The 22,652-nt window shown below is 39.7% G+C and carries 26 protein-coding genes; 18 read left to right on the plus strand and 8 right to left on the minus strand.

The window, feature by feature from the left end:
* Window positions 1-7 precede the first annotated feature (7 nt).
* Complete coding sequence (gene recX, locus AB986_RS20860) at window positions 8-817, plus strand: recombination regulator RecX (RefSeq protein WP_048313608.1); 810 nt, start codon at window positions 8-10, stop codon at window positions 815-817.
* On the opposite strand, the gene AB986_RS20865 is transcribed toward recX, so the two are convergent.
* Complete coding sequence (locus tag AB986_RS20865; RefSeq protein WP_048313610.1) at window positions 804-1,469, minus strand: SDR family NAD(P)-dependent oxidoreductase; 666 nt, start codon at window positions 1,467-1,469, stop codon at window positions 804-806. The genes recX and AB986_RS20865 overlap by 14 nt on opposite strands.
* A gap of 102 nt (window positions 1,470-1,571) precedes the next feature.
* Between AB986_RS20865 and AB986_RS20870 the strand changes: the two genes are divergently transcribed.
* On the plus strand, window positions 1,572-1,892 hold the full coding sequence (locus tag AB986_RS20870; protein WP_048313613.1) for a YfhH family protein: 321 nt from the start codon (window positions 1,572-1,574) through the stop codon (window positions 1,890-1,892).
* Window positions 1,893-1,916: 24 nt separating this feature from the next.
* Here AB986_RS20870 and AB986_RS21945 read toward each other — a convergent pair whose 3' ends face one another.
* Window positions 1,917-2,081: a YpzG family protein gene (locus tag AB986_RS21945; RefSeq protein ID WP_084006679.1), complete on the minus strand. Its 165-nt coding sequence runs from the start codon at window positions 2,079-2,081 to the stop codon at window positions 1,917-1,919.
* A gap of 23 nt (window positions 2,082-2,104) precedes the next feature.
* Entirely contained in the window at window positions 2,105-2,260 is a 156-nt protein-coding gene (gene sspK, locus AB986_RS20875) for a small, acid-soluble spore protein K (protein ID WP_048313678.1), read from the minus strand.
* 138 nt (window positions 2,261-2,398) lie between these two features.
* Here sspK and AB986_RS20880 point away from each other — a divergent pair, with 138 nt between their 5' ends.
* The gene (locus AB986_RS20880; RefSeq protein WP_048313615.1) at window positions 2,399-2,668 is read left to right on the plus strand and encodes a YfhJ family protein; all 270 of its coding nucleotides are present in this window, start codon (window positions 2,399-2,401) and stop codon (window positions 2,666-2,668) included.
* A 40-nt stretch (window positions 2,669-2,708) separates the two neighbouring features.
* Here the strand turns inward: AB986_RS20880 and AB986_RS20885 are convergent, their stop codons facing one another.
* Window positions 2,709-3,689 carry a metal-dependent hydrolase gene (locus tag AB986_RS20885; RefSeq protein ID WP_048313617.1) on the minus strand — a complete coding sequence of 327 codons (981 nt, stop codon included), beginning with the start codon at window positions 3,687-3,689 and terminating at the stop codon, window positions 2,709-2,711.
* Between the two features lie 410 nt (window positions 3,690-4,099).
* On the opposite strand from AB986_RS20885, the gene mutY reads away from it, so the two are divergent.
* Window positions 4,100-5,194, plus strand: coding sequence for an A/G-specific adenine glycosylase (gene mutY, locus AB986_RS20890; protein ID WP_048313619.1), 1,095 nt, complete (start codon window positions 4,100-4,102; stop codon window positions 5,192-5,194).
* 2 nt (window positions 5,195-5,196) lie between these two features.
* Complete coding sequence (locus AB986_RS20895; RefSeq protein WP_048313620.1) at window positions 5,197-5,958, plus strand: SDR family NAD(P)-dependent oxidoreductase; 762 nt, start codon at window positions 5,197-5,199, stop codon at window positions 5,956-5,958.
* Window positions 5,959-6,023: 65 nt separating this feature from the next.
* Here AB986_RS20895 and AB986_RS20900 read toward each other — a convergent pair whose 3' ends face one another.
* Entirely contained in the window at window positions 6,024-6,218 is a 195-nt protein-coding gene (locus AB986_RS20900; RefSeq protein WP_048313622.1) for a hypothetical protein, read from the minus strand.
* A 159-nt stretch (window positions 6,219-6,377) separates the two neighbouring features.
* On the opposite strand from AB986_RS20900, the gene AB986_RS20905 reads away from it, so the two are divergent.
* From AB986_RS20905 to nikC, 10 genes are all read left to right on the plus strand, one after another.
* Window positions 6,378-6,680 (plus strand): gamma-type small acid-soluble spore protein, encoded by a 303-nt coding sequence (locus tag AB986_RS20905; protein ID WP_048313624.1) that lies wholly within the window; start codon window positions 6,378-6,380, stop codon window positions 6,678-6,680.
* Window positions 6,681-6,808: 128 nt separating this feature from the next.
* Window positions 6,809-7,483, plus strand: coding sequence for an SOS response-associated peptidase (locus tag AB986_RS20910; RefSeq protein WP_048313626.1), 675 nt, complete (start codon window positions 6,809-6,811; stop codon window positions 7,481-7,483).
* A 175-nt stretch (window positions 7,484-7,658) separates the two neighbouring features.
* Window positions 7,659-7,877 (plus strand): hypothetical protein, encoded by a 219-nt coding sequence (locus AB986_RS22815; RefSeq protein WP_152671055.1) that lies wholly within the window; start codon window positions 7,659-7,661, stop codon window positions 7,875-7,877.
* Between the two features lie 199 nt (window positions 7,878-8,076).
* Window positions 8,077-8,604 carry a nucleoside tri-diphosphate phosphatase gene (gene ntdP, locus AB986_RS20920; protein WP_048313631.1) on the plus strand — a complete coding sequence of 176 codons (528 nt, stop codon included), beginning with the start codon at window positions 8,077-8,079 and terminating at the stop codon, window positions 8,602-8,604.
* Between the two features lie 519 nt (window positions 8,605-9,123).
* A complete protein-coding gene (locus tag AB986_RS20925) occupies window positions 9,124-10,842 on the plus strand; it encodes an ABC transporter ATP-binding protein (protein WP_201779301.1) in 1,719 nt (572 codons plus the stop codon).
* A 188-nt stretch (window positions 10,843-11,030) separates the two neighbouring features.
* The gene (locus AB986_RS20930; RefSeq protein ID WP_048313633.1) at window positions 11,031-12,035 is read left to right on the plus strand and encodes an ABC transporter ATP-binding protein; all 1,005 of its coding nucleotides are present in this window, start codon (window positions 11,031-11,033) and stop codon (window positions 12,033-12,035) included.
* Between the two features lie 14 nt (window positions 12,036-12,049).
* The gene (locus tag AB986_RS20935; protein WP_048313635.1) at window positions 12,050-13,030 is read left to right on the plus strand and encodes an ABC transporter ATP-binding protein; all 981 of its coding nucleotides are present in this window, start codon (window positions 12,050-12,052) and stop codon (window positions 13,028-13,030) included.
* A 28-nt stretch (window positions 13,031-13,058) separates the two neighbouring features.
* Window positions 13,059-14,663 carry an ABC transporter substrate-binding protein gene (locus tag AB986_RS20940; protein ID WP_048313636.1) on the plus strand — a complete coding sequence of 535 codons (1,605 nt, stop codon included), beginning with the start codon at window positions 13,059-13,061 and terminating at the stop codon, window positions 14,661-14,663.
* Between the two features lie 111 nt (window positions 14,664-14,774).
* Entirely contained in the window at window positions 14,775-15,779 is a 1,005-nt protein-coding gene (locus tag AB986_RS20945) for an ABC transporter permease (protein ID WP_048313638.1), read from the plus strand.
* Window positions 15,780-15,791: 12 nt separating this feature from the next.
* Window positions 15,792-16,691: a nickel transporter permease gene (gene nikC / locus AB986_RS20950; protein WP_048313640.1), complete on the plus strand. Its 900-nt coding sequence runs from the start codon at window positions 15,792-15,794 to the stop codon at window positions 16,689-16,691.
* Window positions 16,692-16,721: 30 nt separating this feature from the next.
* On the opposite strand, the gene AB986_RS20955 is transcribed toward nikC, so the two are convergent.
* Both AB986_RS20955 and AB986_RS20960 read right to left on the minus strand, forming a co-directional pair.
* Window positions 16,722-17,804 (minus strand): FUSC family protein, encoded by a 1,083-nt coding sequence (locus tag AB986_RS20955; RefSeq protein ID WP_048313641.1) that lies wholly within the window; start codon window positions 17,802-17,804, stop codon window positions 16,722-16,724.
* 190 nt (window positions 17,805-17,994) lie between these two features.
* The gene (locus AB986_RS20960; RefSeq protein WP_048313643.1) at window positions 17,995-19,287 is read right to left on the minus strand and encodes a glutamate-1-semialdehyde 2,1-aminomutase; all 1,293 of its coding nucleotides are present in this window, start codon (window positions 19,285-19,287) and stop codon (window positions 17,995-17,997) included.
* Window positions 19,288-19,442: 155 nt separating this feature from the next.
* On the opposite strand from AB986_RS20960, the gene AB986_RS20965 reads away from it, so the two are divergent.
* Genes AB986_RS20965 through AB986_RS20975 form a run of 3 tightly spaced genes read left to right on the plus strand, consistent with a single transcriptional unit; the run spans window position 19,443 to window position 22,029 of the window.
* Window positions 19,443-20,456, plus strand: coding sequence for an ABC transporter ATP-binding protein (locus AB986_RS20965; protein ID WP_048313645.1), 1,014 nt, complete (start codon window positions 19,443-19,445; stop codon window positions 20,454-20,456).
* The gene (locus tag AB986_RS20970) at window positions 20,449-21,240 is read left to right on the plus strand and encodes an ABC transporter permease (protein ID WP_048313647.1); all 792 of its coding nucleotides are present in this window, start codon (window positions 20,449-20,451) and stop codon (window positions 21,238-21,240) included. The genes AB986_RS20965 and AB986_RS20970 overlap by 8 nt, the downstream gene beginning before the upstream one ends.
* Before the next feature lie 3 nt (window positions 21,241-21,243).
* Window positions 21,244-22,029: an ABC transporter permease gene (locus AB986_RS20975; RefSeq protein ID WP_048313648.1), complete on the plus strand. Its 786-nt coding sequence runs from the start codon at window positions 21,244-21,246 to the stop codon at window positions 22,027-22,029.
* Between the two features lie 41 nt (window positions 22,030-22,070).
* On the opposite strand, the gene AB986_RS20980 is transcribed toward AB986_RS20975, so the two are convergent.
* A complete protein-coding gene (locus AB986_RS20980) occupies window positions 22,071-22,616 on the minus strand; it encodes an RNA polymerase sigma factor (protein WP_053216285.1) in 546 nt (181 codons plus the stop codon).
* Window positions 22,617-22,652: the final 36 nt, after the last annotated feature.

Genomic DNA, 22,652 nt, shown 5'->3' on the forward strand with positions numbered 1-22,652 from the left:
GAGTGCATTGGTCAAGATTACGCGTATAACGACACAAAAGAACAATAATGAGCGTTTTTCTATTTTTATTGATAAAGGTTCTGGTGAAGAATTTGGATTCGGTGTTGATTTAGACGTACTTATTAGCTTTGGTCTTCGAAAAGGCGTGGAGCTAGATGACGACATGCTTGAGAATATCCACTTTGAAGACCAGGTGAAAAAAGGTATGAACTACGCTCTTAATTACTTATCTTACCGCATGCGCTCTCAAAAAGAAGTAAGGGACTATCTTCTAAAAAAAGAAATACCCGAAGGAGCGTTTCCCTCTATTTTCGAGAAGCTAGAGCGCTATGGCTATGTAGATGACCTTGAATTTGCTAAAGCTTTCGTTCGAACTAAAATAAATGCTGGCGGCAAGGGTCCATTTGTAATTGGACAGGAGCTCAAGCAAAAGGGAGTAAACAAAGCTATGACAGAAAAAGCACTTGAAGAATACTCATATGAAAAACAAGTAGAGCTTGCTCAAAGTGTAGCAGAAAAAAAGGCCAATAAGCTTAAAAAAGCTTCTTCTACTGAGCTCAAGCAAAAGGTTAATCAAGAGTTAAGAGCAAAAGGATTTGATCGCGATATTATTCAAGAAGTTATGGATAATATCGAACTAGAAAAGGGTGACGATGAAGAATGGGAGGCACTTGTGCTTCAAGCGCAAAAAGCTGAGCGCCGTTATAGTAATTTAGATCGTAGAGAGTTTGATCATAAAATGAAGCAATTTCTCTACCGTAAAGGCTTCCCCTTCCCACTGATTAATCGTTACTTAGAAGAATTTAACGATCAATAAAAATTTCTTTCTGTCCTTCATCAAGATGAATAATTTGTTTCGCTTTCTCTGAAGGTGATTTTAATCTGGACGAATCTTTCACATGATCTGTATCTGACCAGAAGGGGGTATCCATTCCTCCCATATAAACAGCTGTTGCACTTGCATTCGTGTCTTCTAACTCTTTCCAAAGGCTTTCTGTAAAGCCACGTACCGCGTATTTAGAAGCAACATAAACCGATTCATGATTTTTCCCCTTCAATCCTGCTGTGGAGATGATATTCATTACTCTTCCTCCACCTTTTTTCAGGGTTTTAAGTAGAGCTTGAGTTAGAAAAATCGTTCCCTTAACATTTGTATCAAGAACTTGATGAATATCTTCAATCGGAATTTCTTCTAAAGCCCCAAACGCACCTACACCAGCGTTATTTACAAGTAAATCAACAACTGTTTCATTCTTTTCCAATGCTTCCATAAGTTCAGCAACTTGCTTTGAATCAGAAATATCACACGTATATATGGAGCTCGAACCGTTCTTAATAGAACGTTGAACCCCTTCTAGCTTTTGCTTTGTTCTACCAACTAACACGATATGATTACCTTCATTTGCCCACTGTTTTGCTAATTCAGCACCAAGTCCTGAACCAGCACCAGTGATTAGTATTGTTTTCATAATGAATTCCTCCTCCTATGTAAGCGTAGCATATTTTTGTCATGTGCTAGAAAATGAACTATACTTGTGGGAATAGTGCATCATGAGTATTGGAGGCAAGAAATGGAGAAACGGTTTAGTGAAATGAGTGAACAAGAGTTACGAAGTGAAATTGCGTTACTGAGTGAAAAGGCACGCAGAGCTGAACAAATGGGAATGGTGAATGAATTCTCCGTTCATGAGCGTAGAATTGCGCTTGCTAAGTCTTATTTATTAGATCCTGAAGATTTTACTTCTGGTGAACAATATGAAATTGATGGTGATCCCGGTTCAACGTTCACAATTGATTATATGAATGGTACATTTGCTTGGGGTTATCGCACGGGGAATAGTGAAATTGAGGCATTCCCTATTGCAATGCTTATTAAGAAAGAGCAGCAGTAAGCTGCTCTCTAATTAGTTCATTGGTTACGACCGTTTTCTGGTTTGTACTTGAAGAACGATATCGTTATATGCCTGTTGGGTTTCCCCGTTCACTTGATGATGAGCGTGTTTTGGATTTGCACGAGGAGATTGAAATGGATCCTCATAATTCGAATGAATCCGATTTCGATTTCGATTTCTTTTACCCATAGATAGCGCCTCCTATTTGAGAGTTATCCCTGTCGATTACCGGTACGGTTTGAAGCATTCATTCGTTCTTGTGGATGAGTGTTCGTTGTTCCGTCTGCACGTTTTGATGCAAATTCTTCTTTAGCACGTGGTTCACCTGAGAATTTAGCGTCTGGAAATCCGGTTTTTTTATTTCTCATCATGATGCGCCCCTTTCGATAATCTTCACCTTAACAGGCACAGATTTAGTATGCGTAGCGTTAAGGAAGTTATGTGATAGAGGCGTGTCTTTTCTCTACGGAAAGCAATGGAAGAACAACATGAAAGGAGAATGCCTGATGGAAGATTTATTTCAAAGGCTTACTCATAACCTTCTTGAAAGAAATAATCACCTCTCATATGGTCAAGCTAGAACAATGGTTGAACTATTATGGGAAGATTTTGAATCGTCCAGAGCAAAAGCTGGAAGAGAATACAAAGGTAGCGATGTAACAGAGAAAATTGTAAAGCAATGGATTGATTACTATGGTCCAGTCTTACATGACTTTATGATGAATAATCCAAAATACAAGGGCTATTTTGGCGATGACCGTAGTATCAAACATTAATCAAGAAACCGGCTGGACAATTTGTCCAGCCGGTTTCTTTTTAGTCGAGAGCTATATCGAGTTTCTTTCTAAGTGTGTCTTCACTATAAACCCAACCAGTATAAGAACTAGTGATCTCAAGTTGGTCCTCCATTTGAACGACAGCAACGAATGGATAGTGACCTTTGTTACGATAGCGAAGGTCGATAAAGCGAACTTCATATCCAACTTCCTTCTCTTCAATTTCCCAACGATATACTGGAGAAAATGAAAGGAAAGCACTTAAGTTTGGATCTTCTTTAGCTGATTCAAGAACAGGTGTTTTCGGAACGGGAACGCGTTCAAACTCATCTTGAACGGTAATCGTTGTTCCGTCAGCACGAGCTACATAGAAGTTTGATTCTGATTTAACAGCAATATGCCATCTGCTCCAATTAATAGTTGGCGATACGATAATTTCTACCGCAGCCGGAATTCGGTTTTTTACGGCTTTTATGACTTTTCTCTGTTCGTAAATCCTCCAGAAATAATAGAGGATGATTACCCCATATATGGTGAGGAAGGTATATCCAGGATTTGTACCGGTGTACCAAAGAATGAGACCACCAATATGAAGAAGAAAGATAAATGGGTCAAAAATATTAATTACTCCTAGCGCCACCCACCTATTTGAGAAAGGTCTAATGGCTTGCGTACCATAAGCATTGAAAATATCGACAAACACATGAATAAATACAGCGAGAAATGTCCACAACCATAAATGAAGCCAATTTGTTTCTGGATAGAAAAGCATAATGCCACTGCTAATGATGATCGGCCATAAAAGGACCGCGGGAATAGAATGTGTAATCCCTCTATGATGACGAATATAAACAGCGTTGTTTTTAAGTTTAAGAACAGTATCAAAGTCCGGGGCCTGCGATCCAATCAGCGCACCAATTAGAACGCTTTGAGCGGTAATTGGGTCCTGAGCGATAGCTGGATCCAACGTTGCTAGAGCTCCAATCCCCAGTCCCATGACCACATGAGTCCCAGTATCCATAGGGTAAGAATCCTCCTTATGAAACGTATAAATCAATTTGTAGAGCTCTTTTCTAAGACTCTTTTTTAAAAGATTGTTGCTTTTGAAACAATTATTGAAAAATCTAAACACTTCGCTGAAGCGGAAATCAAACGATATAAAGTAAAAGCAACAATGTCTACGAAAAGCTCTTTTCTAGAAGTTTGTTTTGTATAAATAACTACGCTTAGCTAAATGGAGCGGACATTAACCCGCTCTTATAATAGCTACTCTATTTAGTTATACCCAAATAATCGCGATGTGAAAAGTTAAAAGGTGATTGTATGAGATTGATACGTTATTATATGTGTTAGATGAAAGTTGAGGAAGGTTATTAGAAGATTTAATTTATTGTTTACAAACCTTACTATATCATATCGGAGAGTTGATTAATGAATGAGAAAGTGACAGAGCTTCTACATTTATTCGATGAGAAGCAGTTTCAATACGATTTAATTTCGTGGTACAAAAACGAACAAAGGAACCTTCCTTGGCGTGAGAATCAGGATCCTTATCGGATATGGGTATCGGAAATAATGCTTCAACAAACAAGGGTTGATACTGTTATTCCATACTTTGAACGATTTATCTCGAAATTTCCCACGATCGAAGCATTAGCTAATGCTGAAGAATCAGATGTACTAAAGGCGTGGGAAGGATTAGGGTATTATTCAAGGGCAAGAAATCTGCAAAGCGCGGTTAGAGAGGTAGCCGATACCTACAATAGTGTCGTACCAAATAATCCAAAAGAAATCGCGAAATTAAAAGGTGTCGGTCCTTATACAGCCGGAGCTATTTTGAGTATTGCGTATAATATTCCTGAGCCAGCAGTCGATGGGAACGTGATGAGAGTTCTTTCAAGAATTCTTGGGATATGGGAAGACATTGCCAAGCCTTCAAGCAGAAAAACGTTTGAAGAAGTTACAAGGCATATCATTTCGGAAGAAGACCCATCCTCATTCAATCAGGGTATGATGGAGCTTGGTGCAATCATTTGCACCCCAAAATCTCCTTCATGTCTTTTATGTCCAGTTCAAAACCATTGCCGCGCATTTAAGGAAGGTTCGCAAGAAGAGCTGCCTATTAAGTCTAAGAAAAAAGCTCCAAGACCTGTACCGATTGCGGTAGTCGTCCTGAAAGATTTGAGGGGAAAGTATCTTATTCGAAAGCGACCAGATAAGGGACTTTTAGCAAGTTTGTGGGAATTTCCGAATGTTGAATTAACAGAAGGTGGCTTAAAAGAAGACCAGCTCAGAAAACATATTAAAGAGGAATATGACTGTGATGTTGCCATTGAGAATGAAATTGCAGCTTTTGACCATGTTTTTAGCCACCTTAAATGGCAATTAACGGTTTATATAGGAACCATACAAGGAACAGTTAAGAGTGAAGAAAATGTTCGGTTAGTAAATAAAGACGAACTAGAGGAATTTGCTTTTCCAGTAGCTCATCAAAAAATTGTTGCAACTATTGAGGTGAATGAATAGAAATGAATTTGAATCTAGAAAATCGCAAAGTACTAGTAACAGGTGGTTCTAAGGGAATAGGTAAAGCAATTGCACAAGCTTTCTACGAAGAAGGAGCTCAGGTCGGTATTTGTGCAAGGAACCGAGAAGACCTTGAACAAGCAAAGCAAGAAATAGGAGAAGATATAGCCATTTTTGAAGCAGATATTACAGATGAGCGGAAACGTGCTGAACTCTTTGAATCGTTTATAATGGCGTTCGGATCAATTGACATCCTTGTTAATAATGCAGGTGGCAGTAATGGGACAACGATAATGGAAACAGATGTCTCTCAATTCCACAAAGCCATGGATCTTAACTTCTACTCTGCGGTACATCTTAGCCAAATTGCAGCTGCTGAGATGAAAAAGCAAAACAGCGGGGCTATAGTAAATATCTCTTCCATTTTCGGAAGAGAGTCTGGTGGTAAGCCTACTTACAATAGTGCAAAGGCTGCTATGATTAGTTTCACAAAAGCAATGGCTGATGAACTGATTGGATCTGGTGTTAGAGTAAATGGAGTTGCGCCTGGTGCTATACTGCATCCGTCAGGGAATTGGCAGAAACGGTTGGATGAAAACCCGGAGAAAATCAAGCAATTTGTCGAGAATGAAATTCCTGGTGGAAGGTTCGGTACACCAGAGGAAGTAGCCAATACTGTTGTCTTTCTTGCTTCTGAAAAAGCATCTTGGATTGCTGGAGCAACAATAAATGTTGATGGCGGACAGTCAAAATCAAATTTTTAGAACACAAAAAGCACCCTGAGATGAAACTCAGGGTGTTTTTTTACATCCTATACGATTTCTCTAGGCTAATCTGGCATGAATGCAGAAAGTCCACCACGCTGCTCAATTTCTTTTATTATTTCGCGATGTATAGCAACGCCTTCACTGTTTAGGTATGGAGCGATCTGCTGCATGCTATGGTGAAAAAATGAAAGTTCTTCATCAGCCCAATTTTCTTTAGACGTCATCGACAGCTCAGTCATGTCACGATGATCTTCCATAATGATCCCCTCCTTCATTATCTTAGTGTGTAGCAGGAGTGCTAACTGTATGAAAGAAGAGGAGTGGAAGCATGGGGAATGTTTTCTAATTCTTTTTCTGAAATTGTACATAACAAATCAAGAACTGGATATTCTATTGTTTGTGGGAGGTGATAAGCCATGGCAAAGAAACCAGGACAAACACAATCTGGTACAAGTATTCAACACGTGAAACAGCAGAATCAACAAGCTTCTGCTGGTCAAGCAGGTCAGCAGCAATACGGTGCTGAATTTGCAAGTGAAACGGATGCTCAACAAGTGAAAGCTCGCAATGCGAAGTCTGCACAAAACAAGCAGCAAGCTTCTGCTGGTCAAGCAGCTCAGCAACAGCAACAATACGGTGCTGAATTTGCAAGTGAAACAGATGCACAGCAAGTAAAAGCTCGCAACGCGAAGTCTGCACAAAACAAGCAGCAACAATAATGAACTTCCCAGACAGGGCTGACATAGTCAGCCCTGTTTTCAATTAATTACAATGAAGAAATCTTAGGAAAGAAATAGGTATTTATTGAATTGTAGCGAACAAGTTATGTAAAGAAGGAGGGGTCTTGATGTGCGGACGTTTCTCATTAACAACGGAACTTGATCAATTAATAGAACGATTTCAAATTGAACAGATGAGTATAGATGACTATGTACCACGGTATAATATTGCTCCTTCTCAACAAATTCCCGCTGTTATAAAAGCAGATGGTGGAAATCGATTAGGCACATTAAGGTGGGGATTAATTCCTTTCTGGGCAAAGGATGCTTCGATCTCCAATAAACTCATTAATGCAAGAAGTGAAACGGCTCATGAGAAAGCAAGCTTTAAACATGCATTAAAAAGAAGGCGGTGTTTATTATTATCAGATGGATTCTATGAATGGAAACGTGAGGATAATCGGAAAGTTCCTATGTACATTCAAGTGAAGAGAGGGGAGCCTTTTGCGATGGCTGGGCTTTGGGAGAAATGGAAGTCAGGTGATGAAACAGTCTATACGTGCACAATCCTAACAACTGGCGCAAATGAATTAATGGAAAATATACATACTCGCATGCCCGTTATCTTGAAAAAGGAAATGGAAGATCTGTGGCTAGATTCTGACGTAGATGACGTGACCATCCTTGAAAACGTTATGCAACCATTCCCATCGGAAGAAATGAATGCATATGAAGTTTCTACACTCGTCAACTCTCCCACAAATGATGAACCTGAGTGTAGTGTTCCAATTGAAGAAATATGACAAAACTCCCTACTTCTCTACAGAAGTAGCTAAAGGATATCGAGGTCAATTATTGAATTTCTTCTCAGAAGTACAACTTGGAAATTCAGTGTATCGATTATTTCTAGTTAAGTTTCATTCTATCTCTATGTTCTTTGTAGAGACTGTAATGAAGCTGAGTGAAGGGAGAGGTAGGATGCAACGCTTCGATGTACTCATCCAGCAGCAACTGAAACTTGCAGATCAAATGATTCGACAAAGAGAAGAGATTCAAGCCTTGGAACGAGAGAAGAACTATACAGAACAGGAGAGTTCTACAATTGCTGAACGTAAAGAAGATCTAACAAAGTTAGAAAATGAATTTGAACGTCTTATATCTGAAGTTATTTTGAGCTTTGAGAAGACACCTATATAGGTAAGCTACCAAAGTGCCACTCTTCGGAGGGCGCTTTTATTTTTATTTTATTTTGATAAGCGTTATAATAGAGAAGAATATAGATGAGATGTAAAATAATAGTCATGTATTGAACGGTAAGAAAGAAAGGATACTGTGAGTCTGCCTATATGCAAAGGCATTCATCGTTTTCCGGAATTTCTTAGGAAAGGAGAAGAAGATGAGTTTCCCAACGACCGGGACGAGAATTCAAATTCAAAGCTATAAACATCGCGGTACACTTCATCGAACATGGGAAGAAAGCATCGTGCTTAAAGGTACCTCTAAAGAAATTATCGGGGGAAACGATCGTATTCTTGTTACAGAAGCGGACGGAAGACAATGGAGAACGCGCGAACCAGCTATTTGTTATTTTAGTGCCAACCATTGGTTCAATGTGATAGGTATGATCCGAACGGATGGGTTATACTATTATTGTAATCTTGGTACACCATTCACGTACGATGAAGAAGCATTAAAGTACATCGATTACGATCTAGATATCAAAATATATCCGGATATGACATTTAAGCTTTTGGATGAAGATGAGTACGAAGCGCATCGTGAAGAAATGAATTATCCCGAAGCGATTGATCGCATTATACAACAAAATGTTAAAGAACTAATGAACTGGATCCACCAAAGAAAAGGACCATTTGCTCCAGGTTTCGTAGACCAATGGTATGAACAATTTCTTCAATATAGGTAACAAAACCTGTTGAATGTTTTTCAACAGGTTTTTACATGAAAAGAAGGCTCTTTTCGTAAGCATTATTGCTTGAGTTGGTTAATTTCCGCTCCAGGATGCTCGCTTTCCGCGGGGCGGGAGGTGAGCCCCCTCGTCGCTGACGCTCCTGCGGGGTCTCACCTGTCCCGCTAGTCCCGCAGGAGTCGAGCATCCTTCCGCTTCAATTAGCGAAGTGTGGTGTTTCGAAAATTTTTTTAAACAACGATCTTTTAGAATGGCTCTATTCGTAAACATTATTGCTTGAGTTGGTTAATTTCCGCTCCAGGATGCTCGTTTTCCGCGGGGCGGGCGGTGAGCATCCTTCCGCTTCAATTAGCGAAGCGCGGTGGTTAATATTAAAATCTTTAAAAAGGAACAATTATTTAAAAAAGAGACTTTAGGTAAAAGTGACATGTTCAAAATATATTAAAAATAATCTGTTTTCGAGACGGGAATGGTTTAGTTAAAGGATGATGTCATCTGGGAAACATAAAAAGGTATATGGCCTTTGTAACGCCGTATCGTAAGCAAATCATCATAACAATTGGTATTGGCATTCTGAAATTTGGAATACCTCTACTATTACCACTGATTTTAAAGTATGTCATTGATGATGTTATTAATGCAGAAATGCCGGTTGGTGACAAATACGAACAGCTACTTTGGTTAATGGGTGGTGCGTTCTTCCTGTTCGTTGTGGTTAGACCGCCAGTGGAATATTTCAGGCAATATTACGCACAGTGGATTGGTAGTAAGATCCTTTACGATATTCGTGATAAGTTATTCTCACATATTCAACAGCTTAGTTTAAAATTTTACTCGAATAATAAAGCAGGAGAAATCATTTCAAGAGTCATCAATGATGTAGAACAAACGAAAACATTTGTTATTACAGGAATGATGAATGTTTGGCTTGATCTCATTACGATTATCATTATTATTGTTATTCTATCGTTTATGAATATCTGGTTAACGATAGCGGCAATTATTCTCCTTCCATTATACGGACTATCCGTTAAGTTTTTCTATAAACGTCTACGCGATTTAACGAAAGATCGATCTCAAGCTCTTGCCGAAGTACAGGGTCATCTACATGAACGTGTTCAAGGGATGTCTGTTATTCGAAGCTTTGCACTTGAAGATTATGAGCAAGAGCAATTCAATAAACGTAACACGAACTTCTTGGACCGAGCACTTGATCATACACGTTGGAATGCGAAAACATTCGCAGTCGTCAATACCATTACGGATGTAGCACCGTTAATTGTTATTGCGTTCTCTTCTTACCTTGTTATCTCAGGTAGCTTACAAATTGGTGAGATGGTGGCGTTTGTCACATACATGGATCGACTATATAGTCCATTAAGACGTCTAGTGAACTCTTCCACTACGCTTACTCAATCAATTGCATCTATGGATCGAGTATTTGAATTTGTAGATGAGAAATACGATATTGTCGATCGAGATGATGCAAAGATCTTAAAGGATGTAAGAGGTCATATTAGTTTTCAGGATGTTTCATTCAAGTACAACGAGAATGATCTTCCAGTGCTTAAGAGGATTGATCTTGACATTCGTGCTGGCGAAACGATTGCACTTGTTGGAATGAGTGGAGGAGGAAAATCATCACTGGTAAGTCTAATTCCTCGCTTCTATGATGTTACAGGCGGAAGTATTTTAATTGATGGAACCGATATTCGTGATTACCAGGCGCGTAGCCTACGTGATAATATCGGAATGGTTCTTCAAGATAATATCCTATTTAGTGAATCCGTTCGGATGAACATTATGATGGGGAATCCTAATGCTTCAGAAGAAGCTGTTATTAAAGCTGCTAAAGCAGCTAATGCACATGAATTTATCTCAAGTCTCCCAGAAGGATACGATACTCCAGTAGGCGAGCGCGGTGTTAAGCTTTCTGGCGGACAGAAACAGCGTATTGCTATTGCAAGAGTATTCCTCAAAAATCCACCTATTCTTATTCTAGATGAGGCAACATCTGCATTAGATCTAGAAAGTGAGCACTTAATACAAGAGGCGCTTGAGGAGCTTGCAAAAGACAGAACGACATTTATTGTTGCTCACCGTCTTGCAACGGTTACTCATGCCGATCGCATCGTAGTAGTCGAGAATGGTGAGATATCAGAAAGTGGTAACCATAAAGAACTAATGGAAAGAAAAGGGTCATACCATAGTTTGTTTCAAGTACAAAATTTATAAATTACCATCAAAAAAGCATCCAGGCAGGGTGCTTTTTTGTGTTTTTATGCACATTAATGCGTAAAATCGTCAAATAAAGACAGAAAATTTCCTCAATAGACATTGCCAAGAGACCGATTTAATGTAATAATGATAAACAGATTTTAGTTAAATTGAAAAATTCTGAAATTGGCGAAAGGGGTGAGAGAGTGGAACAGCCAGTCTTGAACGTCAGTAAGTTAGAAACTCACTTTTTTACCGATGATGGTGAAATTCCGGCAGTCGACTCTGTAGATTTTCATATCAACAAAGGAGAGGTACTAGGAATTGTAGGTGAATCCGGTTCTGGGAAGAGCGTAACATCACTATCCATCATGCAACTGATTCAGGCTCCAGGGAAAGTTGTTGGAGGAGAAATTACATACAAAGGAGAGAATCTCCTTACTAAATCGGAGAAAGAAATGAGGAAGATCAGAGGAAATGAAATTGGCATGATTTTTCAGGAGCCGATGACATCCCTTAATCCTGTTTTTCGAATTGGTAATCAGCTAATTGAAGGCATTCGTATACATAAAAAATGGAGTAAAAAGAAATCTTGGGAGCACGCTATTTCGATTTTAAAACTAGTGGGTCTTCCGCGAGCAGAAGAGTTAATGAATGAGTATCCCCATCAGTTGTCAGGGGGGATGCGTCAGCGTGTCATGATTGCGATGGCCATGGCATGTGATCCAGAGGTGCTTATTGCAGACGAACCTACAACAGCACTTGATGTAACGATTCAAGCTCAGATTCTTGAGCTAATGAAGAAGTTAAATCGAGAAACCAATACATCGATTATTCTCATTACACATGACCTTGGTGTCGTAGCAGAAATCTGTGATCGAATCGTAGTTATGTATTCAGGAAAAATTGTAGAGCAAGGAAAGACAAGCGATATCTTCCAGCAACCGAAACACCCATATACGATTGGGTTAATTGAATCTGTCCCTGATGTCCGTGTTCGAAAAGACAGACTGTATTCGATACCGGGGAATGTGCCAAAACCAGGTTCAATTCAAAAAGGATGTCACTTTGCTCCGCGTTGTAGCTTTGCCTTTGACAAATGTTTTGAAGAAGATCCTGTTTTACTTGAGACTGGATCAAATCAACAAGCTAGGTGCTGGCTTCACGAAGATGAGAAGAAAGCAGCTGTACTAGAGAGAGTAAATAGCTAAAGGGGGCACCTATTTTGCAAGAAGCATTGCTCGAAGTTAAACAGCTTAAAAAGCATTTCCCAATCGAGGGAGGGGTGCTTAAACAGCAGGTAGGGACAGTAAAAGCGGTGGATGGGGTTACCTTCACGTTACATAAAGGAGAAACTTTCGGGCTTGTTGGAGAAAGTGGATGCGGAAAGTCTACAACAGGTCGTATGTTAATGCGGCTTCTTGAACCAAGTGAGGGCGAAGTTCTGTTTAATGGAAGAGAGATGACATCGCTTAGTAAGAACGAGATGCGACATCTGAGGAAAGATATTCAGATGGTGTTTCAAGATCCTTTCGCTTCGCTTAATCCAAGACACACTGTAGAAAAAATCATTGAAGAACCTCTCATCGTTCATAATCTAGGCAACAAAGCAGAGCGTAAAAAGCGAGTTAAAGAACTCCTAGAAATAGTAGGTCTTAGTTCATATCATGCAAAAAGATATCCGCATCAGTTCAGTGGTGGACAGCGGCAAAGAATTGGAATTGCACGAGCACTTGCTGTTAATCCGAAGCTGATTATCGCAGATGAACCTGTTTCCGCACTTGACGTTTCAATTCAAGCTCAAGTATTAAACCTTCTTGAGGATCTACAAAAAGAGCTTGGATTAACATATTTGTTCATTGCACATGATCTTGGTGTTGTTCGACACATTAGTGATCGAGTTGGTGTTATGTATCTTGGTCGCATTGTTGAAATGGCAGATAGTGAAAAGCTTTACCTAGATTCAAAACATCCGTATACACAGGCTCTTCTTTCTGCAGTGCCAGTTCCAGACCCTGAATATGGGAAAGACAGAATTATACTTACAGGAGATGTGCCTAGCCCATCGAATCCGCCATCAGGATGCCCGTTTCATACAAGGTGCCCGAAGGCGATGGACGTGTGCAGCTCAGTTGTTCCTGAATTCAGGGAAGTAGAACCGGGACACTATACAGCGTGTCATCTGTATGAAGAAGACCATGTATAAATAAAAACATATCTTGAGGGGGAAGAAGATGAAGAAGACTATTTTTTCGTTAGTATTTGTATTGCTTCTTTCAATTGGACTAGCTGGTTGCGGCGGTTCAAACGAAACGGACGGCAATGGCGGGGATGACTCCGGTGAAGCTACCGGTGGCACATTAATTTTCGGCCGTGGTGGAGATTCAGTATCTTTGGACCCGGCATCTGTAACAGATGGGGAATCATTTAAAGTGACAAAGAACATTTTTGATACACTGCTTGACTACGGCGATGACAATACAGATGTAGAAGCAGCACTTGCAGAAGACTGGGAAGTTTCTGAAGATGGTGAAACGTATACTTTTATGCTTCGTGAAGGTGTGAAGTTCCACGATGGCACAGACTTTAATGCCGATGCTGTTGTATTTAACTTCGAACGCTGGATGAATGGAACTGAAGAAGCATTCTATTACTACAAATCAATGTTTGGCGGATTTAAAGGCGATGAAGGTCATGTTATTGAAAGTGTAACAGCTGTAGATGATTACACTGTTGAATTCAAACTTAAGCGACCACAGGCGCCATTCCTTAAGAACATTGCAATGTCACCATTTGCGATTGCGAGTCCTGATGCACTTGAAAAGCAGGGAGACAAGTTTGGTGAGAACCCTGTAGGTACAGGTCCTTTCGTATTTGATCAGTGGAACCGAAACGACAAAATTGTACTAAACAAAAATGATGACTACTGGATGGAAGGTTATCCAAAACTAGACAGCGTTATTTTCAGAGCCATTCCTGATAACTCTGCTCGTTTAAATGCGCTTATGGCTGGTGAGATTGATTTGATGGATGGACTTAACCCTTCTGATGTAGAACAAGTTGAAGATGATTCAAATCTTCAAACATTCTTCCGTCCTTCTATGAACGTAGGATACCTTGGTTTGACGTCGAATCGCGAACCGTTAAACAACAAACTTGTTCGTCAGGCATTAAATCATGCTGTTGATAAGCAGGCGCTTATTGATTCGTTCTATGCGGGACAAGCTGAACCGGCAAAGAATCCAATGCCTCCTGTAATTGGCGGTTATAATGACGAAATCGAACCTTATGAATATGATCTTGACAAAGCTAAAGAACTTCTAAAAGAAGCAGGTTACGAAGATGGTTTTGAAATGGAACTTTGGGCAATGCCAGTACCACGTCCATATATGCCAGACGGTCAAAAAGTAGCTGAAGTTCTTCAGAAGAGCTTTGCTGAAATTGGCGTAACAGCAGAAATTAAGTCTTATGAGTGGGCAACATATCTTGAAAAAGCTCGTAATGGTGAAGCGGATAGCTTCCTACTTGGCTGGACTGGAGATAACGGTGATGCAGATAACTTCTTATATGTTCTTCTAGATCAGGACAATATCGGAAGCAATAACTACACGTACTACGAGAATCAAGAGTTACACGATCTTTTAATCAAAGCACAATCAACACCAGATGAAGAAGAGCGTAATAAGCTTTATGCTGAGGCGCAAGAAATTATCCATGAAGATGCACCGTGGATTCCACTTGTACACTCAAAACCAGCATTGGGCGGTAAAGCTTCAATTGAAGGATTTACTCCACATCCAACTGGTTCTGATAAGTTAACAAAAGTGACAATGCAGTAAAAATGGAAGGGGAGTGCTATACTCCCCTTTATTTAAAGTAGATTATTAAAGAAATACATAATAAGTGTTATATCAATCATGAATGTACATAAGGAAGAAGAGGTGAGTTACATGCTTGCTTATACAGTTAGACGGCTGTTAATGCTTATCCCAGTTTTATTTGGAATGACGCTGATCGTTTTTTTCATGATTCGAGCGATTCCTGGAGATCCCGCTCAGGTTATTCTTGGACAGCAAGCAACGGAGGAAGCGATTAAGAGTTTAACGAAACAGCTCGGACTCGACCAGCCGTGGTACCTTCAATACGTTGACTATATTAAGAATTTGTTTACCGGTGACCTAGGTACATCGCTAAGGACAAGTTCTGATATTAGTGGAGAAATATGGCCGTATCTTGCTGCCACTCTCGAGCTTTCACTTGTAGCAATGATCATCGCAATTTTTATCGGTGTGAATGCAGGTATCATAAGTGCTTGGTTTCAAAATTCATGGTTTGACTATACAGCTATGGTTCTAGCATTAATTGGGGTATCTATGCCTGTTTTCTGGCTTGGTTTGATGGAACAGTGGGCTTTTTCTCTTGAGCTAGGTTGGTTGCCATCGACAGGTCGTGAAAATGTAAGAAATCCAGTTGAGGCCATTACACATCTGTATCTAATTGACACACTCATTCAAGGTCGCATGGATCAATTTGTTGAAGTAATCAAGCATTTGATTCTACCGGGTATTGCATTAGGTACAATTCCTATGGCTATCATTGCTAGAATGACACGTTCTAGTATGCTGGAAGTAATGCGATCTGACTTTGTTCGTACGGCTCGTGCGAAAGGTACGAAAATGTTATGGGTTGTTTATAAGCATTCTCTCAAAAATGCTTTCATCCCTGTTTTGACAGTTATCGGTCTTCAAATGGGTCTATTGCTTGGTGGTGCTATTCTTACTGAGACGATATTCGGATGGCCAGGTATTGGTCGTTATATCTATGATGCAATTAATTTTAGAGATTACCCTGTTATTCAATCAGGTATTCTGATTGTAGCGGTTATCTTTGTATTCATTAATTTAATTGTCGATCTACTATATGCAGCAATTGATCCTCGAATCAAATACAACTAAGGGGGCTTCGAAATGGCTGAAATTGCTCCACAAAAACAAGTAAATGTGTCTAAACAACCAGACGAAGAAGTAATATCACCATGGCGTGAAGCCTGGAAGGGATTCAGGAGAAATAAGCTGGCAATGGTCGGCATGGGTATTGTTCTCTTTTTCATTCTTCTTGCTATTTTCGCTGGTGTCATTGCACCAGAAGGAATAAATGAGCAGAAATTGTCCGAACGTCTCCAATCCCCTTCTGCAAGCCACTGGTTTGGGACTGATGATTTTGGACGAGATGTTTTATCACGAATTATTTATGGAGCACGCATTTCATTGTGGGTTGGGTTCTTTGCTGTGCTTGGCTCAGCAGCTGTAGGTAGTTTACTTGGGTTAGTAGCGGGGTATTACGGACGACTTGTTGATACAATTATTTCTCGAATCTTTGATATTATGCTAGCGTTCCCTAGTATCCTTCTAGCAATCGCTGTTGTAGCTGTACTTGGACCATCACTAAGAAATGCCTTAATTGCGATTGCTATTATTAATATACCTAATTTTGGTCGACTTGTTCGATCGCGTGTATTAAGTGTGAAACAGGAAGAGTATGTGATGGCAGCGAGAGCCGTTGGTATGAAGGATTCTCGAATTATCTTTCATCACGTGCTTCCTAATTCATTAGCACCGATTATTGTACAGGGTACTCTTGCAATTGCAACGGCTATCCTAGAGGCGGCAGCACTAAGTTTTCTAGGACTAGGCGCACAAGCACCTCAGCCAGAGTGGGGGAAAATGCTTGCAGATTCGCGATCATATATAATCCAGGCCCCTTGGACAGTATTCTTTCCGGGCCTCGCCATTATGCTAACCGTTCTAGGGTTTAACCTGCTAGGCGATGGCCTCAGAGATGCTCTTGATCCAAAAATGAAGAAATAGAAAAAAATCAGCCGAAATCGGCTGATTTTTCTATTTAGCGTGAAGTTCTTGGATATCAACTTCATTCTCTTCTTGATGATAGGAGTGAAAACTATCGACTAGTAAATCCAGATGTTCGAGATGGTCATGATAATCAATAATCATCCCAATTAGAGGGAAAATAGTCATCCAGAGTTCGCGATTGCATTCACCACTCTCATATAGCTCTACATATCGCTCAGTTAATGTCGATTCACCAGTGCCAACATTATTAAGCATTTCCTCTGGTGATTGATGTCTTACTTTTCCAATGTATTTCAGATGGATGCGCTCATGGTAGTTGGTGAGCTGATCGAGGTGTGTTTGAATGAGCTTTCTCACCTCATCAGGCATGATTAATATTTTGACGTCAAGCTGATCAAGAATTTTTAATATCGCTAAAGATTTTTCGGTTGTAGCAATCATCTGCCTAAATAGCACTAGCTTACGAGCTTTAACAAGATTCTTCCTTTTAAAATAGGTTCTCTCTTCTTTGTAAAGCAGAAAGTACTGATCGCTTTTAACTGTGTTTTCTTTTAACTGAATTAAATTTTCTTTTAATACTTTGTGTTCAGCGTCGTTTCGTGTAGCTAGTCTAATCCACTGCGAAATGTATTCTGTATTGCTTACAATTTTATGGAATAGCTTCGTTTCGTATTTTGGAGGTAGAAAGATCAAGTTCACGAAAGATGAACTGATGACCCCGACCATAATGACAAGAAATCGGTTTGTAGCAAATGAGATAAACTCTTCTTGTGGTGCATTCATAATAAGGATGACGGTTACGACCGCTAGTGGAATCGTACTCTCGATTTTTAATTTAATATTAATTGCGATGATTATAATTGCCCCAAGACCAATGACAATAGGCTGATTACCAAAGACGATCACAAGAGCGACGGCAAGCAAGGCTCCGATTATATTGGATTGAAACTGATCAATAATGGTTTGGTAAGATCTATAGATTGATGGTTGAATAGCGAATAATGCAGCTATTCCAGCAAAAGACGGAGGGTCTAAACCAAGCCACGTTGCAATGTAAAGTGCGAGTGTAATCGCAAGCCCTGTTTTAAAAATACGGGCACCAAACTTCATTCTAATATTAGTCCTTTCGTTGAGTACTTATAGTATAGAGAGTATCCTCTATCGACTCATTTAAACATAAGAGAACGTTCTAGTTATACATCGGAATGCAATTTATAGCAAGCCTTTTTTATAATAATGAAAAGAATAGTAGAAAAGACAGAATGAAGTAGATTCATTCTGTCTTTTGTTATAAGTCACCTTACTCGGCCATTCGATGGAACGTGCGTTTAACTGCTTGAAGCGTATCATCAATATCTTTATCCGTATGCTCAGTTGTTAGGAACCATGCTTCATATTTTGACGGAGCAAGATTGATTCCTTCATTTAACATGAGCTTAAAGAACCTCGAGAATTTTTCACCATCGGAGTTCTCCGCTTGTTCGTAATTTATAACTTTTTCATTGTTAAAGTATACCGTTAATGCACCTTTTAACCGATTGATTGTAATTGGAACGCCTGCTTCCTCTGCATGTTTATGAATGCCACTCTCAAGGCGTTCTCCTAGATGAACAAGGTGATCATATACACCCTCTTCTTGAAGAACTTCAAGGCAGGCAATTCCTGCTGAAATTGAAGCTGGGTTTCCTGCCATTGTACCAGCTTGGTAAGCTGGGCCGAGTGGAGCTACATGCTCCATGATTTCTCGTTTGCCACCGTAGGCACCAATCGGTAATCCACCACCGATAATTTTACCAAGAGCTGTCATATCTGGCTCCACGCCTAATAGATTTTGAGCTCCGCCGTACATAAAACGGAATGCAGTAATAACTTCATCATAGATGACAAGTGCCCCATATTGATGTGTAATTTCATTCACCTGCTGAAGGAAACCTTCTTCTGGTTCCACAATTCCGAAGTTACCGACGATTGGCTCTACAAGAACGCCTGCAACTTGATCGCCCCATTTATTCATGGCTTCTTTATAGGCTTTAATATCGTTAAATGGAACAGTGATAACTTCTTTCGCAATACTTTCGGGAACACCGGCAGAGTCTGGATTGCCAAGCGTTGCTGGTCCTGAACCTGCAGCCACTAGGACAAGGTCAGAATGTCCATGGTAGCATCCAGCAAATTTAATGATTTTATCTCGTCCAGTGTAGGCTCTTGCGACGCGAATGGTTGTCATAACCGCTTCAGTACCAGAATTCACAAAACGAACTCTTTCAAGAGAAGGGATGGCTTCTTGGAGCATAGAGCCGAAACGGTTTTCTAAAACCGTAGGTGTACCATATAATACCCCGTTTTCTGCCGCCTTTGTGATCGCTTGTGTAATATGAGGGTGAGCATGGCCAGTTATAATCGGACCATATGCAGCAAGATAGTCTATGTACTTATTGCCATCAACATCCCAGAAATAAGGACCTTTAGCTTTTTCCATAAATACTGGCGTACCGCCACCGACTCCCTTATAAGAACGGGATGGGCTATTTACACCACCTAGCATAATATCGAGTGATTCTTTATGATGTTGTTCTGATTTAGTGAAATTCATAGTTACCTCCTTGTATTGCTCATTTATCATCTTATATTGTAGCATGCGTGTTGAGAAACGAAACCCTTATACAGCTAAAGACATAAGCTCATCCATTGTTTATTAGGGGAAGCTCTTGTAAACTAAATTGGTGTGTGTTTAAAGGAGGAAGACGGATGGATAAGGTTATTGATGTGCAATCTTTGCGCAAAGATTTTAAATCTCACTCGAGTCGTTCTGGTCTTAAAGGAGCGTTTCGAGATTTATTTACAAGGAATTATAAAGTGATTTCTGCCGTTAATGATATTTCATTTACAGTTAATGAAGGTGAAATGGTCGGCTATATCGGTGAGAACGGTGCTGGTAAATCGACAAGTATTAAAATGCTAACTGGTATTTTAACACCTACATCTGGGACTGTTCGAGTTAATGGAATGGACCCACATAAAGAGCGTGAGAAATTCGTAAGCTCAATTGGTGTTGTGTTTGGTCAACGTTCGCAACTATGGTGGGATATTGCAGTACAAGAGTCATTTCGCTTATTAAAGAAAGTCTATAATGTACCGGATGACGTATACAATGATCACATGAATCATGTCATAGAGTCATTGGATATCGGACCATTACTTGATAAGCCTGTTCGAAAGCTATCTCTCGGTCAGAGAATGAGATGTGAGCTAGCAGCTGCTCTTCTTCACAACCCTAAGCTTTTGTTCCTTGATGAGCCAACGATTGGTCTTGATGTACTCGTTAAGCTAAAAATTCGTAATTTCTTAAAAGAGATTAACGAGAAATACAAAACAACCATCTTGTTAACAACGCATGATCTAACCGATATTGAAGCACTATGCGAACGTGTCGTTATGCTTGATGAAGGGCAGATCATTTATGATGGCAAGCTTGCAAAGCTCCGTTCGAATTGGGGAGAAGGGAAGCAAATTGAATTTCAGTTTGGTGAACAGGTTAGCCTTGAGAACCTCCAACCGCTATTAACTGAACTACAAGCGGAATGGACGAAGGGTGATCGTGACAATGTTTGGATTGCTAACGTTGTAAATGAAGAGCATGTGATATCAGAAGTGATTGGTCGAGTCGTAGCCGCGAACCGAATTACAGATATTAAAATTCATGAAATTTCGACTGAAGAGATCATTAGAAACATTTATGAAGAGGGCGTAATTAATGGGTAAGTACATTGAAATGATTCGGGTTCGTTTCTTAATGATGCTTGCCTATCGAACTAACTACTATAGTGGAATTCTAATATACAGTATTAACATTGGTGCCTATTATTTTCTCTGGAATGCAATCTATGGTGGAAAAGGAGAAATTGAAGGATTATCCGTTATCCAAATGACAACATATGTTGCAGTTGCATGGATGGCAAGAGCTTTTTATTTTAATAACATTGATCGAGAAATCGCTCAGGAAATTAAAGAGGGAAAGGTTGCCGTTGAGTTTATTCGGCCTTACCATTACTTATTGATGAAAACGATGCAGGGACTTGGAGAAGGGATTTTCCGCTTAAGCTTTTTCTCCATTCCAGGAATGTTTATCGTAAGTCTTATCTTTCCGATCGAATTCTCAGCAGCTTTATCAACATGGCTGTTCTTTACGATTGCTATTATTCTAAGTTTTATTGTAAATACACAAATTAACTTGCTGACTGGTGTAATGACATTCTTCTTCTTTAACAATGATGGACTGATTCGTGCTAAGCGCGTTGTTATCGATTTGTTTTCAGGATTATTGCTTCCAATCAGCTTCTATCCTGGATGGGCTCAGCAGGTGATGGACTTTCTTCCGTTTCAGGCGATTAGCTATATTCCTAGTATGATCTTTACTGAAGGTTTTACAGGATCTGCTGTTTGGGAAGCAATTCTATTCCAGCTTGTCTGGGCTGTTATTCTTATACTACCAATTCAGGCGTTATGGGTGATTGCCAAAAAGCGGCTGATTGTGCAGGGGGGTTAACGAATGAAGCATGCTACTATTTTCTTACTATATGTATCGCAATATATGAAAACAAGATTAACGTATCGAATCGATATGCTGATGGAGATCATGTCTGATTTGTTGTTTCAGGCAGTTAACCTTATCTTCATCCTAGTTGTATTTGGCCACACGGATATGCTAAGCGGTTGGTCAAAAGATGAGATTATCTTCATCTATGGCTTCTTCCTTGTACCTTTTGCGATTTTTGGAGCATTCTTTAACATTTGGGATTTTAACGAACGATATATTGTTAAGGGAGAAATGGATCGGATTCTAACTAGGCCAGTTCATAGCTTGTTCCAAATTATTCTAGAACGGATGGAACTCGAATCACTGTTTGGAGTCATAACTGGGATAGCTGTCATGGTTTACGCAGGCAATCGTCTTGATCTAAATGTTTCCTGGTATGATCCAATTGTTTTTGTATTCATGGTTCTCGGTGGAGCATTTGTATACGCTGGTATTTTCATACTGCTCGCAAGTATTAGCTTTTGGTCTGATAGTCGAACTAGCATCATGCCGATGATGTATAACATCGGTAACTATGGTAGATATCCAGTTGATATTTATAATAAAGTTATCCGTTTTGTATTAACATGGATCCTCCCATTCGCATTCGTTGGCGTCTATCCATCAGCTTATTTCCTTGGTAGAGAAGAGTGGTATGTGTATGCTTTTCTTACACCAGTTATGGGTGTGGCGTTTTTTGGATTTGCTATTTTCATGTGGAACATTGGCGTCACTAAATATAGAGGTGCCGGTAACTGAAAACCCAGAGGGGATGTCCCCTCTGGGTTTTCAGTGTTTGTTTAGACAAGTTCTAGTTGTGATAAATCAATGACTTCTTTTAATTTTTTCATGCCAAGTCTTACACGGCTTTTCACTGTTCCAAGAGGGATTTTCTTTTTGGCGGCTACTTCCGCTTGACTGTATCCATCTATATAGATAAGTTTAAGAACTTCTTGTTGTTCAGCTTTCAAAGCTTGCAAGGCTCCAAAAATCATTTCTTTATTGCTGAAATCCTCTTGAATATAGTGCTCTCTATCGACCAAGTGGCGGTCTTCAACAACCGTTTCATTAAAATGACGCTGTTCTTTCTTAATCCGATCAATGGCTCGGTTTCGTGTGATTTGGTTTACCCATGAAGAAAGCTTACCTTTATCAGGCTGGAAATAAGATCTCTTGTTCCAAACTTCTAAATATACATCTTGAACAATCTCCTCGGCAATTTGCTGGTCATTAACAATACGACGGGCGATTCGTAAAAGAGTCTGATGGTTTTCGACACAAAAGATTTTGAAATGCTCTTCATTTCCATTGTCCCAATAAGCAATCGCATAATTGCCTTTATTCATTAGTAAGTTCCTCCTCCGAGCTATTCTAGTAACTGT

The organism is Guptibacillus hwajinpoensis, assembly GCF_001039475.1.
GTDB lineage: Bacteria > Bacillota > Bacilli > Bacillales > Guptibacillaceae > Guptibacillus > Guptibacillus hwajinpoensis.